Origin of the sequence: Mesorhizobium sp. WSM4313 (assembly GCF_002294725.1) — a bacterium.
In the GTDB taxonomy this organism is placed as follows: Bacteria; Pseudomonadota; Alphaproteobacteria; order Rhizobiales; family Rhizobiaceae; genus Mesorhizobium.
The window spans coordinates 191,864-206,820 of the sequence record NZ_NSFT01000006.1; the positions used below are offsets into that span (position 1 = coordinate 191,864).

Here is a 14,957-nt window from a genome sequence, read left to right on the forward strand (position 1 = left end):
AGCACACTCCTGGTCATCGCCGCCAAAGAGAGCCGGACAATAGGGCTGCGTGTTGACCATGCGAGTACCACGCACCCCATTATCTTGCGGCTTCCGGGTGCCGCTACGTGGCGAAAGTTTCTTCCGCTAGAGTTTATTAACGACACGGAATGGAAATAGGCTCCGCAACAGCAATGGGGGACACGGTTATGCAGCTGGTTGCGGGCGAACTTCGGCTTAGCGCGAGTGACTTGGTAGGCCATCTAAGTTGCCATCATCTGAGTGTCCTTGACCGGGCAGTTGCGGAGGGACAGCTCGCAAAGCCCTCCCATTGGGACCCGCAGCTCGAGGTTCTGCGGGAGCGCGGCGCCGTCCACGAACGGAACTTCGTGCAGCATTTGATCGACAGCGGATTGGAAGCAGCACGGATCGACGGCGTCGACGTCTCTGACCCGGCCGTTGCGGCGACTCTCCGGTCGATGGCAGCGGGCACCGAGGTCATCGTCCAGGGAGCGCTGCGCTACGGTCGTTGGGGCGGTCGAGCCGACATCCTGCGGCGTGTGGAGAAGCCAAGCAACCTTGGCTCGTGGTCGTACGAGGTGCTCGACACCAAACTCGCACGGGAAACAAAAGCCGGAACGGTACTCCAGCTCTGCCTCTATTCCGACCTGTTAGAACGCGCGCAAGGCCTAGCGCCGGATCAAATGCATGTCGTGGCGCCTTGGTCCGATTTCGTGCCGCAGACGTTCCGCTTCGACGACTACGCGGCCTACTATCGGCAAGCAAAGCGTCGGTTCGAGCAGTCGCTTGAGCAGGAAGATGCTCCAGCCACGTATCCCGACCCGACTCCTCACTGCGACATTTGCCGCTGGCGCGACACTTGCGATGGCAAGAGGCGAGAGGACGATCACCCCTCCCTGATCGCCAGTGTCACGAAAGTGCAGATCAACGAGTTCGCGCAACACGGCGCCGCGACGATGGCCGGCATCGCATCGCTCCCCCTTCCCCTTTCCTGGCGTCCCGAACGTGGGTCGCTTGGCTCGTACCGCCGCGTTCGGGAACAGGCGCGCGTCCAGGTGGAGGCGCGGGAAACCGGAGAGCGCAAATTCGAGATGCTTGAGATCGAGCCAGGGTTCGGACTGGCGCGCCTTCCTGAACCATCCGACGGCGATATCTTCCTGGATCTCGAAGGGGATCCGTTCGTGGGAGAGCACGGCCTCGAATATCTCTTCGGCTACCTGTCCAGCGACGGTCAGCGCCAAAACGTCTATCGCGGCGAATGGGCTTTAAGCCGATCCGAGGAACGGCAGGCTTTCGAGCGGTTCGTCGATTTCGTCATGGCGCGCTGGGAGGCGTATCCGGACCTCCACATTTACCACTACGCGCCCTACGAGCCAGCAGCCCTCAAGCGTTTGATGGGAAGGTACGGCACGCGCGAGGACGAAATCGACCGCATGCTACGCGCGAAACTCTTCGTCGACCTCTATTCGGTGGTTCGCCATGCCGTTCGCGCCAGCGTCGAGAGCTACTCCATAAAACGCCTCGAACCTTTCTATGGCTTCATAAGGCAGGTGCCGCTCCCGGAGGCGAATAGCGCGCTCACAAACTTTCAGGCCAATCTCGAGCTCGGCGACGTCGCGTCCATCAGCGAGGAAACCCGCGCGACAGTGCGCGGCTACAATGAAGACGACTGCCTCTCGACGGCCGCCCTCCTCTCATGGCTCGAGGATCGGCGGGCAGAATTCATCGCCGCCGGCTCGGATGTCCCACGGCCTGGAGGCGGGGATGACGGTGCCCCGAACGAGAACGTCACTGCCTGGCTTGCGCGCATCGCTCCCGTTATCGAGCAGCTTCTGGAAGGCATCCCTGACGATCCTGCCGATCGCTCGGAAGAGCGGCAGGCGCGTTGGCTGCTTGCCAACCTGCTGGATTGGCACCGGCGCGAAGCCAAGGCGACCTGGTGGGAGCTCTTTCGCCTTGCAGCGGTGTCAGCCGAAGAGCTGCTCGACGAACGGGCGGGGCTGTCAGGGCTTGTGTTCGTCGGGGAAGTCGGCGGGACGGCTCGTGCTCCCATTCACCGCTACAGCTACGCTCGGCAGGAGAGCTCCCTGCGCGGCGGTGAAGACCTTCGCAATTGCGGCGGCGAGAAGCTCGGATCAGTCGCAGCGATTTCGCTTGAGGAGCGGACGGTCGACATCAAGAAGCGTCAGGACAGCGCGACCCTGCACCCTGAAGCCGTTTTCGCCCACAAGGTAGTTGGCGCCGAGGTCATTGCGAAAGCGCTCCTACGCATTGGCGAGCACGTCGTGGCCAACGGGATCGAAGGCCCCGGCCCGTACAAGGCCGCCCGGGATCTTCTGTTGAGGCGGCCGCCTCCAGTCGGCGAGCATCCCATCAGGGAGGCAGGCGAGAGCACGCTGGATGCCGCGTCGCGGCTGGCGGGGCATCTCGCTGAAGGCGCCCTGCCCGTCCAGGGACCGCCGGGTGCCGGAAAGACGTTCACGGCGGCGCGGATGATCTGCGACCTCGTTCGGCAAGGCAAGACGGTCGGGATAACCGCAAACAGCCACAAGGTCATCCGGAACCTCATCGACAAGGTCATCGAGGAAGCGGATGGGCTCGGCGTCGATCTCCAGTGCTGTCACAAGGCCGACGAGGAAGAAGAAGAACACCATCGCCTGACCATCGCCCGGCGCAGCGAAGACCTCATCGCGGCGATTGGCCATGGCGTACACGTCGGAGGGGGAACGGCATGGCTCTGGTCTCTCCCTGACGCCTTTGAGGCGGTCGACGTGCTTTTCGTCGACGAGGCAGCCCAGATGGCCCTCCCGAACGTGCTCGCCGTCTCGCAGGCAGCGAAGACGATTGTCCTCGTGGGCGACCCGCAACAGCTCGACCAGCCGATTCAGGGCAGCCACCCTGACGGCTGTGACGTGTCAGCCCTCGACCACATCCTAGGCGGCGCCCAAACCATTCCGGCGGATCGCGGCCTGTTCCTCGACGAAACGTGGCGGCTACACCCCGACATCTGCAGGTTCACCTCCGAGCTCTTCTACGCGGGGGAACTCCATCCTCGCCAAGGACTGGAGCGCCAGTTCATCGGCGGCGACACGCGTGTTTCAGGCGCCGGCCTCCGGTGGTTGCCAGTCGAGCACGACGGCAACCAGAGCAATTCGCCGGAAGAGGCCGAGGCCATCGCGGGTCTGGTGAACGAAGCTATCGCGGCGCGCGTCACCTGGACGGATCGCGACGGAAATCTCCGTCCTTTGACGCTGGACGACATTCTCGTCATTGCGCCGTTCAACGCGCAGGTTTTCGAAATCCAGAAGCGCCTGCCCGGGGCGAGGGTCGGGACCGTTGACAAATTCCAGGGGCAGGAAGCGCCGATCGCGATCTATTCCACGGCGACTTCAAGCCCCTCCGACGCACCGCGCGGCATGGAGTTCCTTTACAGTCTCAACCGCTTGAACGTGGCGACCTCCCGGGCGAAATGCGTATGCGTCCTGGTATCGTCTCCAATGCTGTTCCAGGCCGAGTGCCGAACGCCGCGCCAGATGCAGCTTGCAAACGCACTTTGCCGCTATTTGGAGCTCGCAACATCGCTCTAATCGGATACACATCCTCAGTGCGAAATGGCTATTTCGCCCTGAGCACCGTCACGAGGCCGGCGCCGGGAAAGGGTCGGCATGGTTCGCTTTTCCGGACGAACACAGCGACATTACAATAGCCGGGAATGCACCCGTCACACAGCCGCTCGCGCAGAGCGGCTCGTCTGTCACCGGGGGGTGAACCACCGTGCTGGTGACAAAGGAGCCTTCCTATGCTGCTGTTTTCACAATTAGCTTATATGCGGCTACTAACTCGCGGGTCAGTTGGCATGCTGTTCGCTGTCCATGGCCAGCTTCTTTTTGCTCTTGCGTACCCTGATCTCGATACGGCGTCTCGCCGGAGCATCACCAGACTGCGCCCCATCTGTTAGGCGATCGTCAGGAAGGATCAGCTGGCCTCCTGACATAGGAAGAATGTTGAGGTGATCGAGCCCTGGAAGCTTTTCAGGAGCGATGCGACTGATATCGCACGCGCGAGGCCTAGCCCAGCATTGTCGCCCGGCTCCATTTTGCTCACACCTTCATCGCCGGAAAGCACCCGCTTAAGAACGAAGTCCATATTGGACTGACGCGAAAGCCGCTGTTCGTCGGTGTGTCCAATGACCTCAACGACGTCGACATCATATCTCGCAACGATGTCGGCGATCTGAGAAGCGATATCGCCTTCAAGCTTCGCCCTGAAGTCCGGTTTCAATTCGGCACTGCTGACTTCAAACGAATAGCCGTTGGCTTCACTCAAATCGATGATCGGCGGCAGATCCTTGGGCTGCCGCGTCGTCTCAGCGAGTTGCTTCTCGGCGTCTGCCAGCTTCCGCTCCGCTTCGGACGCACGCTTGTCCGCCGACACGAGTTTGCGAACGTCGTCGGCATTTAACTTATTGTCACGGAGAACCGCTGTGGCTTCTGCCAAGTTGATGGCTTCTTCGGCCGTTAGCCCTTTTTGCTCAATTTGCTCGATTGCCTTCCTCGCAAGGATCAGCTTTCGCCATTCCTCGTCGGGCACCTTGTGTCCCGTGGTCTGGGCCATGAGCTCGGCAATTTGAGCCAGCAAATCCTTGTTCTCTTGTCTCAGTTGCTGGACCGCCGCCTCGCTGCGCGAAACCGTCTCCTGGGCGATGCGAAGCTGCTCCCGCGTCTTCTCAACAATGGCTCCAGCGACCAACAGCAGACAGAAAACGAGCAAGAGCATCGTCTCAGCCATTGTTAGGCCCAAAATCAACCCTCGGGCGTACCCCTTACGCTCGTAACCGACAGAAGCCCCGCTCGGTTCGCTCAGCGCCACCATCTCAACCTCGATTGTGCCCTCTCAACGATCGGCTCCGCGACCTCCGGCTGTGGCGGCACTTCGTTTGCGCCATTGTGAGAGGCCCCACTTGTATCGGGCTGCCCATCCTGCGCAGTTGCCTCTGACAGCGGGACAAAGATAGATGGCTGGACAACTGGTTCGGTGACAGCAACCGCGGCTACCGGTGGGATTTCGTTAGGGACGGGAGCGGCCCGATCGTGATCGAGAAGGCGCGACAACAATGCAGTCGTGCCAGCGTTTTGTTCCGACTGCTTATCGAGCTTTTCCAAGAGAATCTTCTGATGCGCTGCCATCCTGAGGACGGCATCAGAAAGCTTGTCAGTCCTTTCTCCCTGCTCTTTCGAAAGTGCTTCCGCTCGCTCCGTGAACTTCCCAACAGATGCAGCAAGAACCTTGAGGACCGTAACGACATCGGTCTTGAGGACCTCGTCGGGGATTACCACTTTCGAAAGCTTATCGGCTACAGCGTCAGCCTGAGCCTCGAATTTCGAGACCGTTCCGGCCATGGAGCCGTTCGCCTTGTCCAGGGATGCGGCAACAGTCTCGACCTTTTCGGCAACCCCTGAAAACCTGCCCTCGATACGGCCGAAAGTCTCCTCCAGGGTTTTGGCGATTTTTTCCGACGTCTCCTGGACCGGCTTTATTGCTTTGCTGGCCATCGAATCGAAGGCTTGTCGGACTTGGTCACCGTTCTTTTCTGCTTGGCGGGCGATTTCATCGAAACCCTCTTCCAGCATTTGGTTGCAAACTCGGCGGAAGTCGGCGAATTCTCGCGCAACGCTCTCCATTTCAGTGCGTACGCGACGTGTCATATCCGCAAGCTCGTGCCGAGTACTCCTGAATGCCCGTGAGGCGAGCCACGGCCGATCCGTGGCCCGCCCATCGATCACGCCTGCAACGCAAGGTTTCCTGTCCCCGCGAGCTCCGTGGACGATTCAGCCTGACGTGGTTCACTGATCCGGAACCACGCGACATAGAGAGCCGGTAGGAAGATCAGGGTTAGAACCGTCGCGACGGCGAGGCCGCCGATGATCGCGAAGGCCATTGGTCCCCAGAAGACAGTCGGCGCGATCGGCACCATGCCGAGTGTCGCGGCGGCTGCCGTGAGCAAGATCGGACGTGTCCGGTGAAGCGCGGCTGTGACGACGGCGTCCCACGGATGGGCGCCGGTCCTTCTTTCGGTCTCGATCTGATCGATCAGGATGACTGAATTGCGCGCGATCATGCCGGTCAGCGCCAGCACACCCAGGATCGCGACGAAGCCGAGCGGAGCTTGTGCAAGTAGCAGGGCCGCCACCACACCAATGATGCCGAGCGGAGCGACACTCAAAACCAGGAACATGCGCTGGAAGCTCTGCAGCTGGAACATCAGGATCGTCAGCACGAGAAGACCCATTGCCGGCAGCACCGCCATAACGGAAGCTTGGGCTTTGCCGCTCTCCTCCACTGAACCGCCAGTCGAGATGTGATAGCCGCTCGGCAGCGCCGCCACGAGTTTGCCAAGTTGAGGCTCAAAGGCCTTGACGGCCGTCGCTGGCAGCACACCGGGCACCACGTCGGCCTGCACGGTCAGGGTCGGAACGCGATCGCGCCTCCAGACGATTGGGTATTCCTGGGAATAGTCAAAGGTTGCGATCTGCCTTAATGGGACCACCCGCCCGCCCGGAAGCGGGATCTGCAATGAGCGAAGCGATTCAAGAGAGGTCCGCTCCGTCTGCGCGGCGCGCGCGACCACGTCGACCAAGTAAATATCGTCGCGAACCTGCGTCACCGTGGTGCCGGAGACAATGGCATTGAGGGCGGTCGCCACCACGGCGGAGCTAAGGCCCAGCTGTCTCGCCTGGTCCTGGTCGACTTTGACACGCATAATCCGTGATGGCTCGACCCAGTCGAAGTTGACGTTGCGGAGGCCCGCCGTCTTGCCCAGGGCATCGGCAACTTGCAGGGCAATTGAGCGAACCTGGGCCGGATCCGGTCCGTCCACTCGGTATTTCACCGGCCAGCCGACAGGCGGACCGAGTTCCAGCGGATTGACACGGGCGACGACCTGCGGGAACCGCGTCGCCAAAGCCTTCTCCAGACGCGCGCGAACCTGCTCGCGTTCCTTAAGCCCTTTGGTGACAATGACCGACTGGGCGAAGAACGGATTCGGCAGGGCCACATCGAGCGGCAAATAGAAGCGAATGGCGCCCTGGCCGACATAGGTCGAGAAATGCTCTACGTCAGGATCGGCGGCCACGATCTCGTCGAACTGTTGCACGACCTCGTTGGTCGCAAGGATCGAGGCATTATCCTGCAGCTTCAGATCCACCAACAACTCAGGCCGGTCGGAGGAGGGAAAGAACTGCTGCGGGATGAGACGGGCTCCAGCCAGGGCTGCAGCGAAGAGACCCGCCGTCACCAGGATGGTGATCCATTTGGCGCGCATCGAAGCCAGCAGAGCACGCTTGAACAAGCGCATCGGCGCGCTCAGCGTTTCACTGTGGGAGTGCTTTGGCTTTCCCAGGAGCGCAACGCCCACGACAGGGGCAAACAGGCCCGACACCACCCAGGAAGCGATTAGGGACAGCGCCACCACGGCGAAGAGTGAGAAAGTGTATTCGCCTGCGTCGCTGCGCGCAAAACCAACTGGCACAAAGCCAGCGACCGTGACCAGCGTCCCGGCAAGCCGCGGCATGGCAGTCGAAGCGTAGGCGAAGACGGCCGCGGTCGGCTTGTCGTCGCCACGTTCGAGACGGCTCACCATGGTTTCGATGGTGATCATGGCATCGTCGACCAGCAGCCCGAGAGCGATGATGAGGGCGCCAAGCGAGATACGCTGAAGGTCGATGCCCAAGGCCAGCATTGCCGCGAACACGATTGCAAGAACCAGCGGAATCGAGATCGCGACAACGGAGCCGGCGCGGAAGCCCAGGCTCAAAATACTCACGACAAGGACGATGGCGATCGCTTCCCACAGTGCTTCCATGAAGTCGCCGATTGCATGACTGACCGTCTCCGGCTGGTTGGCGATCATTGTGGGCTCGATGCCGACCGGCAAGTCCTTCCTGAGTTCCTTTATCGTTTCTTCGACGTTGCGACCGAGCGCCAGGACGTCGCCGCCGTCGCGCATGGAGATCCCGAGTCCCAGGCCAGGCTTGCCGTTGATGCGAAAGATTGGATCTGGCGGGTTGGCATCCTCGCGGCGCACTTGAGCGATGTCGGCAAGGCGAATGATGCGATCGCCCACTGCAAAGTTGACGGCGAGAATATCCTTCTCGGATTTCAGCGCGCCGCTTACCTGCAGTTTGATGCCTTCCTGATCGGTGACGATCTCACCCGAGGGAACCACGACGTTTTGGGCCTGCAGCGCTGTTGTCAGAGCTTCCGCGGTAAGGCCGTAGCCCGCGAGCTTTTGAGGCGAGAACTCGATGTAGATGCGCTCAGGCTGAGCTCCGATCAAGTTCACCTTGGCGACATCGGGCACCTGCAAGAGCCGCGAACGGACGCTTTCCACGTAATCCCGCAATTCGCGGTTGGAGTACCCGTCGGCGGTGAACCCATAGATGATGCCATAGGTATCGCCGAACTCATCATCGGCTACCGGGCCGATCACGCCCTGCGGCAAGGTCAGCCTGATGTCTTCGATTTTCTTGCGCACCTGATACCAGGTATCCGCCACCGTCTTCGGTGCCGTCGATCCCTTCAGATATACGAAGACGGTGGACTCGCCGGCCTTGGTGTAGCTCTTCAGGTAGTCGAGATGAGGTGTTTCCTGAAGTTTGCGCTCCAGGCGCTCGGTTACCTGGTGCAGCGTGTCATCGAGCGTTGCGCCAGGCCACCTCGCCTGCACCACCATGGTCTTGATGGTGAAGGTAGGATCCTCGTTGCGACCGAGCTGCAGGTAGGCTCCAATGCCAAGGACCAGGACAGCGAGCATTAGATAGTAGACGACCGAGCGATGCGCGAGCGCCCAAGCGGAGAGATTGAAGCGGCTCATTGGGAAGCTCCCAGCAGGTGGACGTTCTGGCCGGGCCTCAGCGCATGCACGCCGGCGGTCACCACGATTTCGCCGCTCTCGACGCCTCGAGAAACCACAATATGGGAAGAATCCTGTCGAAGCAGGTCGACGGTTCGAAGCGAGACTTGCTGCGTTTTGCCGTCGACGATCCAGACCGCCGGCCGGTCCTCTGCCGTCGTTAAGGCGGTTGCTGGCAGCTCTATGCCGCTCGCTACCTGTATATGCGTCTGACCGGTTACTGTTGCCCCAAGGCGCATCGCCTTCGGCCAGGCGCTGAGCCCAACTTTAACCCGATAGCTCCGGGTGACGGGATCGGCCTGTGGCGCCACCTCCCGGACCTGGCCAACGGCGCGCACCGACCGATCGTCGGTTAGCGCGATGTCGATCGACGCGTCAGGGGCAACCTGGCGCATGAGGCTCGCGGGCACGTCGAACACTGCGTCGGCACCGTCACCATGTGCGACCGTGACAATCATCTGACCTGCCCTGACGACCTCGCCGGCCTCCGCCCCGGTGGCGATCACGGCGCCGGCCGAGTCAGCGACCAGTTTGGTGTAGCCGAACTGGTCCTGAGCCGTGTGCAATACGGCCGCCGTGGAATCCACCTCGGCTTTCGCGCTCAGATATGCCCTCTCGGCGGCATCGAACTGGGCTCGGGTTGTCCAGCCCTGCCCGAGCAGCCTCCTTTGACGCTCCAGGGTGTTGGCGGCTTCGTGGACGGCCGCTCGCGCTGCCTCGTTCTGCGCCTGCGCGGCATGCAGGCCATTCTGCTGGGGCTGCGGATCGATTTCCGCGACGACGTCGCCCGGCTGGATTATCTGCCCCACGCTGGCCTTGCGGCTAATCATGCGCCCGTCAATGCGGAAGGCAAGGTTCTCCTCCGTGCGTGCGCGGACATGGCCCGTCAGCGAAACAGGCTCCCCTTCGGTGCTAGCGGAGGCGACCACGGTTCGCACTGGGCGAACCTCCGGTGGCGGCGGTGCGGACGCACCAACGCACGTAAAGACGGTTAATCCCAGGCAGGCAAGTGTGGATGCGGACTTCATTGACAGACCCTCTGTTGTGGCCAGTCCGATGAAATTCCTCGCTGGCCTCTACAATTTCGGGCTTGCTTATATACATTCGTGCATGTATGTAAATAGGGAAAGCCCTGGATGTATGTAAAAATTGACGCAGAGGAAGGATTTCACTGATGAGACGCACCAAGGCCGAGGCCGAACAGACCCGCGAGGCTGTCCTCGCTGCGGCCATCGACGTGTTCCTCGAGCGCGGCGTGACCCGTGCTACCCTGGAACAGATCGCAAGTGCCGCTGGCGTAACGCGCGGGGCTGTCTACTGGCATTTCCGCGACAAGCAGGAGATATTCGCTGCCCTGGAGCGGCGGGCGAACATGCCGAACGAGGAATTTGGCGATCGGCTTAAGGCTCGCCTCGCCGCCCACACCGACCTTGATCCGTTGCACGAGCTGGCAGACGCAATCCGGGAGGGGCTGCAGGCGTTCGAAACCCATCCGGAACGTTCCCGCATCCTTTCAATACTCTGGCTGCGTTGCGAATATTCCGAGGACATGCTGCCGGTGGTTACGCGTCAGCGGGAAGCGGACCTGGCGCTCCAGAAATTGTTCGAGTCCGTGATAGCACTCGCCGCAACCCGCGGCCGGCTCGCGGCTACTCTGTCGCCGGAATTGGCCGCGCGCGCGCTCCTGCTTCTGGTCAATGGATCAGTTCTCGATTGGCTCCGCGCTCCCGCGCAGTTGGAGCTCACAGCAACCACAATGCCCCTGGTGGCCGGGTTTCTCGAGACAATCGGCACGACAAAAGCCCAACCATCGGCCGGTCAGGCGCGGGGAGCATGATTCCTCGAAGTATGCGGGAGGGATGCGGTTCAGCATTGGCGCGGTCAATGTGCGCACCGGCCGGTCATCCGGCCCGAGCGCGTGATGCCGACTGGGTCTCTGACGGCCAGTCGACAGGCGCCAGCTGCGGCTCCTTCATGGATAGCTGGCGACCGGGACATGCTCGATGGGACGGCTCTGAAAAGAAAGTAGCTCGGAGGGACGCAGGGCCTTCCGAACACATCTCTCAAATGGATTCCACAATGCCCGGACGAGGCAACACCCGTGATTACACCGACAAGATGCTGCTTGCTGCTCTGCAGGAAGCGCAGACGACGGTACGGGCCTATGACACAAAGGCGCAAATCGTCGGCGTGGGCTACATCCTGGCGCTAAATCTTGTGCTCCATTTCGGCGATCTCCTGCCAACGCACGCGCCGCTCGGGCCACTGTTCTTCGCAGGTGTCTGGGGCGTTCTCATCATGCCGATTCTGCAGTTCGGGCAGGTTATCCACCCAAGCCGGACCCGCGCGGAAAAGGATCTTGTCGCGAAGAAGTTCTGTGGCTCGGAGCAGCGCATTTATTATGTCGACCCCAGCACATTCGCCAATCTCGGGGACTTCGTCCGCGAGGCGCTAACCGCCGATTGGACCTCTGTTCTTTCCGCCGAACTGCTCAAGGTGTCTCGCGTCAGGATCATCAAGCAGACGCGCTTCCGGCGCGCCTTGATGATGACGGTTGCCGCTTTCATCGTCCTTGCAGCCGATCAGTTTCTGCGCAGTCTGGCCGTCGGCCGATGAGAAGAGAACGTCACGCCTGGCCGAGGTTGAGGTTTCGTGTGCGTTGGTGGCGAGGCCTGCTCGTTCCCCCGATGCTGTGCCTGCTGATCAGCTGCGCCACTCGACCCGAAAAAGTTTTTCAACCTCTCCCCTTTGCCGCCAGTGATACTGGCCACGTCGACATGCTGGTCGCGACGACGCGCAAGCCATCCGACGATCGCGGCCAGCTCTATAGTGGCGATCGCGGAACGGCGATCTCGCTCAACAATATAGTCATCTCCATTCCTCCGGACCGGAACCGCACGGTCGGAAAGATCCAGTGGCCTCTGCTCGTGAAACCCGACCCCGAAAGGGAGTTCGCGGTACTCAGCGTGGGAAAAGTCGCCTCGCAAAGCGCAGTTCTTGAGTGGGTTCGCAGGAATCGCAACGGCAAGCGGCAGGTGCTTATCTTCGTGCACGGCTTCAACAACACATACGCCGATGCCGTCTTCCGCTTCGCCCAGATCGTTCACGATACCGGAACCGATGCAGCGCCGATTCTCTTCACATGGCCGTCGCGCGGTGATCCGTTTGACTATCTCTATGACAAGGAAAGCACCAACTACTCACGTCGCGCCCTGGAAGACCTGATCCTCCAGGCCACAAGCAGTCCCGACGTCGCCGACGTGACGATCCTGGCGCACTCAATGGGCGCATGGCTGACGGCCGAGGCGCTGCGCGATATCGCCATGCGCGACCAGACAATCCCGACGAAAGTCAGGAACGTGGTTTTCGCGTCGCCGGATATCGACATCGACGTGTTTCGGCGCCAGTTCATCGAGATGGGCCCGACCCGACCGCATTTCACGATCTTTACGTCAACCAATGACAAAGCCCTGCAAGTCTCTCGATTGCTTTCGGGAGGAGTTCGACGCGTCGGGGGAACTGATCTGAGACCATACGCTTCCGAGCTCGAAGAGCTTGGCGTTTCGGTTATCGACACCAGCGACATCACGCCCGGCGATCCGCTCGGCCACAGCGCGTTTGCCGATACCCCCGGCATTGTGCGCGTGCTTGGGCGACGGCTTGCGGGACAAAGCTTGGCCGGAGAAGAGCCGACTTACGCCGACAAGATCGGGGTCACGACCGCCGATTTGGCCGGTTCGGCAGCGCGGGTGGCCAGTGCTGCCCCAGCCGCAGTCATCAGCCCGAAGGCTCGCGAGATCTTGAAACGGGAGCTCTCCTCGGACGCGGGCCAGATACGGGACGGGCAGATTTCCTACTGATCGTCGCGCCTGGCTACAGGCGATTTGGTGATCCGAGCATACCGTTTGAGAGTGAACGATGACCCTTTCCAGCATGGCGAGCAACGATCATTCAGCCGATGAGAGATTTCCGATCATTCAAGCTGGCACGGCGGCTTGTCGCATGTATGGCCCCTCGAAAACGACAGTCGCAGACATCGCCCGACTGCTCGGAAAATCTCCCGCAAGCCTATACCGAATATTCCCCTCGAAGGCCGAGATATGGAACGCCATCGTAGCGGATTTCTATGAAAGTGACCTCAGCTATGCACTACTCCCCGCAGGGGGCTTGGTGAGCGCAGCAGACCAAATTAAAGAAACGATGCTTAGCCACCATCGCTTGCTGCTGCAGGCCCAACAGGCCGACCCGCAAATGTTCTGCCTGATTGTCGTTGCCGCGAGCAGCAACTGGTCGTCCTACAGACAATATCGAAATCGGCTTCAGGGCCTCGTGGGACAGCTTATTCGCGCCGGCATTGGCACAGATGAGTTTCAACCGACAGATGTGCGCGCGGCCTCCTGCTTGTGCGCCTCGCTCGCCGTCTTGTGGGATCCCCGATTTGTCAGTGCAACGCCCCCGAACTATTGCGAGACTTCAGCTCAGGACTCGTTTCCTTCGCGATTGAGGCCCTGCGGTGACTGGGTAGGCGCGCATTGATCACCGGAAAAAGGCCTGTGGGCGGCTCATGCAAAAAATGCTGACCTCAGCTTGCTGGAGTTCCGAGTTCCAGTTAGGTCGTGCTTGCGGTTAAGTGGCGCTCATGTGCGTGCAGGAATGATGTAAATTCGGCGAGAGCAGCCGCCCGATGGGAACCACTCGGCAAACCCTCTTCCAACAGATAAAGAAGGACGGTGAAGCTCAGTTTGCAAGTGGAGAAATACGGAGTTCACCTCCACCGGCAGATATGGGCGCAAAGTTGCCGTTCAGAACGTAGAGGGGTTAGGCCGACACACGTTGTCACGAAGGCGCAGAAGTTCGATGCCCCCTAGCCTACTCTAGATTCGAATCTCGTGGCCCACTTTGTCCATGAGCATCCGCAACTCGGGCTGAGCCGAGACCCAAAACGTTCGAAAAGCTTCCAGGAACCCCAGTCGATTGCGAATTGTAGAACTGTTTGTCGACCGTTTTGGGGCCGGAAGCTGACTGACAGCTTTGGGAACGCAGAATCGTGATAGCGGACAGTCCGACCGGGCGGGCGCGGGTTCGACAAAAACTCACAAGACGGTTCTCATCCACGCCAGGAAAGATTCCATCACCGCAGATCGCGGACCGTGCTGCATCCACACGACATAGAAGCTGTAGCCCGGCAAGGACAATGGATGCGCTTTGACGAGCGAGCCGTTTTCCAGTTCGCGGCCGACCACGATGTCACTTAAGATCGCAATGCCCTGCCCGGCGACAACTGCGTCGATCGCATGCAGTTCCTCGCGGAAGCTCAGATCCCAGGCCTTGTCCGGGATCAGGTCCGGATCGATTGAACGCGCCGTCGCCAGCCACTGGCGCCAAGTGGGAGCGTCCGGATCACGATTCATCCAGTCAAAATGGATCAGCGGATAACGGAGGAGATCGGCAGCACGCTCAATCGCCCGTCCGTCGCTTGCCAACAATCGCGGGCTGCAGACGGGAAAGAAGGAATCACGGCATAGCTCTTGCGCGGCAAAGCCCAAAGGCGGGCGACGCGTGTAGCGGATCGCCACATCCGCCGCGCCGGCGCGCAGATCGAGCAGCGCGTCCGTCCCGATGATCTCCAGTGGCACGGCCGGGTTGGCTTCTCGCCATTTCGGCAATCGTGGCACTAGCCATCGGCTGGCGAAAGCGTTCGGACTTGTCACCCGCAACGGCGCCTGAACATCCGGCTCGGCGACCGCCGCAAGGGAGCCGCCGAGAAGATCAAAGCCATTACTCAGGATAGGGAAAAGACGCGCTCCCGCACTCGTCAGCACGAGCGGGCGTGGGCGGCGCTGGAACAGCTTGAGACCGCAAATCTCTTCCAGCAAGCGGACCTGATGGCTGATCGCTGTCGGCGTCACGCCGAGCTCCGCCGCCGCGGCCTTGAAGCTGCCGTGTCGGGCGGCGGCCTCGAAGGCGTGCAAAGCGCGCAGCGGCGGACGGTTTCCCATGCCGGCAGCGTAGATGAATTCTGCTCATCCAGCAGCTAAGAATTTCG

Annotated in this window: 10 protein-coding genes; 5 read left to right on the top strand and 5 right to left on the bottom strand. The window is 61.0% G+C overall.

Annotated features, from left to right (window positions below; genetic code table 11):
* Window positions 1-188 precede the first annotated feature (188 nt).
* A complete protein-coding gene (locus CK219_RS16145; protein ID WP_095767906.1) occupies window positions 189-3,587 on the top strand; it encodes a TM0106 family RecB-like putative nuclease in 3,399 nt (1,132 codons plus the stop codon).
* Between the two features lie 388 nt (window positions 3,588-3,975).
* On the opposite strand, the gene CK219_RS16150 is transcribed toward CK219_RS16145, so the two are convergent.
* The 4 genes from CK219_RS16150 to CK219_RS16165 form a co-directional block, all read right to left on the bottom strand.
* Complete coding sequence (locus CK219_RS16150) at window positions 3,976-4,788, bottom strand: hypothetical protein (protein ID WP_176477029.1); 813 nt, start codon at window positions 4,786-4,788, stop codon at window positions 3,976-3,978.
* Between the two features lie 71 nt (window positions 4,789-4,859).
* Window positions 4,860-5,705 (bottom strand): hypothetical protein, encoded by an 846-nt coding sequence (locus tag CK219_RS16155; RefSeq protein WP_141245352.1) that lies wholly within the window; start codon window positions 5,703-5,705, stop codon window positions 4,860-4,862.
* 74 nt (window positions 5,706-5,779) lie between these two features.
* Window positions 5,780-8,872, bottom strand: coding sequence for an efflux RND transporter permease subunit (locus CK219_RS16160; protein ID WP_095767735.1), 3,093 nt, complete (start codon window positions 8,870-8,872; stop codon window positions 5,780-5,782).
* Entirely contained in the window at window positions 8,869-9,849 is a 981-nt protein-coding gene (locus tag CK219_RS16165) for an efflux RND transporter periplasmic adaptor subunit (protein ID WP_176477030.1), read from the bottom strand. Before CK219_RS16165 ends, CK219_RS16160 begins: the two co-directional genes overlap by 4 nt.
* 236 nt (window positions 9,850-10,085) lie before the next feature.
* Here CK219_RS16165 and CK219_RS16170 point away from each other — a divergent pair, with 236 nt between their 5' ends.
* From CK219_RS16170 to CK219_RS16185, 4 genes are all read left to right on the top strand, one after another.
* Entirely contained in the window at window positions 10,086-10,748 is a 663-nt protein-coding gene (locus tag CK219_RS16170) for a TetR family transcriptional regulator (protein WP_095767737.1), read from the top strand.
* 242 nt (window positions 10,749-10,990) lie between these two features.
* Entirely contained in the window at window positions 10,991-11,527 is a 537-nt protein-coding gene (locus CK219_RS16175) for a hypothetical protein (RefSeq protein WP_176477031.1), read from the top strand.
* A 71-nt stretch (window positions 11,528-11,598) separates the two neighbouring features.
* The gene (locus tag CK219_RS16180; RefSeq protein ID WP_245340497.1) at window positions 11,599-12,771 is read left to right on the top strand and encodes an alpha/beta hydrolase; all 1,173 of its coding nucleotides are present in this window, start codon (window positions 11,599-11,601) and stop codon (window positions 12,769-12,771) included.
* Window positions 12,772-12,829: 58 nt separating this feature from the next.
* Complete coding sequence (locus CK219_RS16185; RefSeq protein WP_095767740.1) at window positions 12,830-13,447, top strand: TetR/AcrR family transcriptional regulator; 618 nt, start codon at window positions 12,830-12,832, stop codon at window positions 13,445-13,447.
* A 557-nt stretch (window positions 13,448-14,004) separates the two neighbouring features.
* Here the strand turns inward: CK219_RS16185 and CK219_RS16190 are convergent.
* A complete protein-coding gene (locus CK219_RS16190; RefSeq protein ID WP_095767741.1) occupies window positions 14,005-14,910 on the bottom strand; it encodes a LysR substrate-binding domain-containing protein in 906 nt (301 codons plus the stop codon).
* Window positions 14,911-14,957 lie beyond the last annotated feature (47 nt).

What these genes read in the sequence shown, in the direction of transcription:
- CK219_RS16145 (WP_095767906.1), top strand. Translation starts at nt 189, where the DNA reads ATGCAGCTGGTTGCGGGCGAACTTCGGCTTAGCGCGAGTGACTTGGTA.
- CK219_RS16150 (WP_176477029.1), bottom strand. Translation starts at nt 4,788, where the DNA reads ATGGCTGAGACGATGCTCTTGCTCGTTTTCTGTCTGCTGTTGGTCGCT.
- CK219_RS16155 (WP_141245352.1), bottom strand. Translation starts at nt 5,705, where the DNA reads ATGACACGTCGCGTACGCACTGAAATGGAGAGCGTTGCGCGAGAATTC.
- CK219_RS16160 (WP_095767735.1), bottom strand. Translation starts at nt 8,872, where the DNA reads ATGAGCCGCTTCAATCTCTCCGCTTGGGCGCTCGCGCATCGCTCGGTC.
- CK219_RS16170 (WP_095767737.1), top strand. Translation starts at nt 10,086, where the DNA reads ATGAGACGCACCAAGGCCGAGGCCGAACAGACCCGCGAGGCTGTCCTC.
- CK219_RS16175 (WP_176477031.1), top strand. Translation starts at nt 10,991, where the DNA reads ATGCCCGGACGAGGCAACACCCGTGATTACACCGACAAGATGCTGCTT.
- CK219_RS16180 (WP_245340497.1), top strand. Translation starts at nt 11,599, where the DNA reads ATGCTGTGCCTGCTGATCAGCTGCGCCACTCGACCCGAAAAAGTTTTT.
- CK219_RS16185 (WP_095767740.1), top strand. Translation starts at nt 12,830, where the DNA reads ATGACCCTTTCCAGCATGGCGAGCAACGATCATTCAGCCGATGAGAGA.
- CK219_RS16190 (WP_095767741.1), bottom strand. Translation starts at nt 14,910, where the DNA reads ATGGGAAACCGTCCGCCGCTGCGCGCTTTGCACGCCTTCGAGGCCGCC.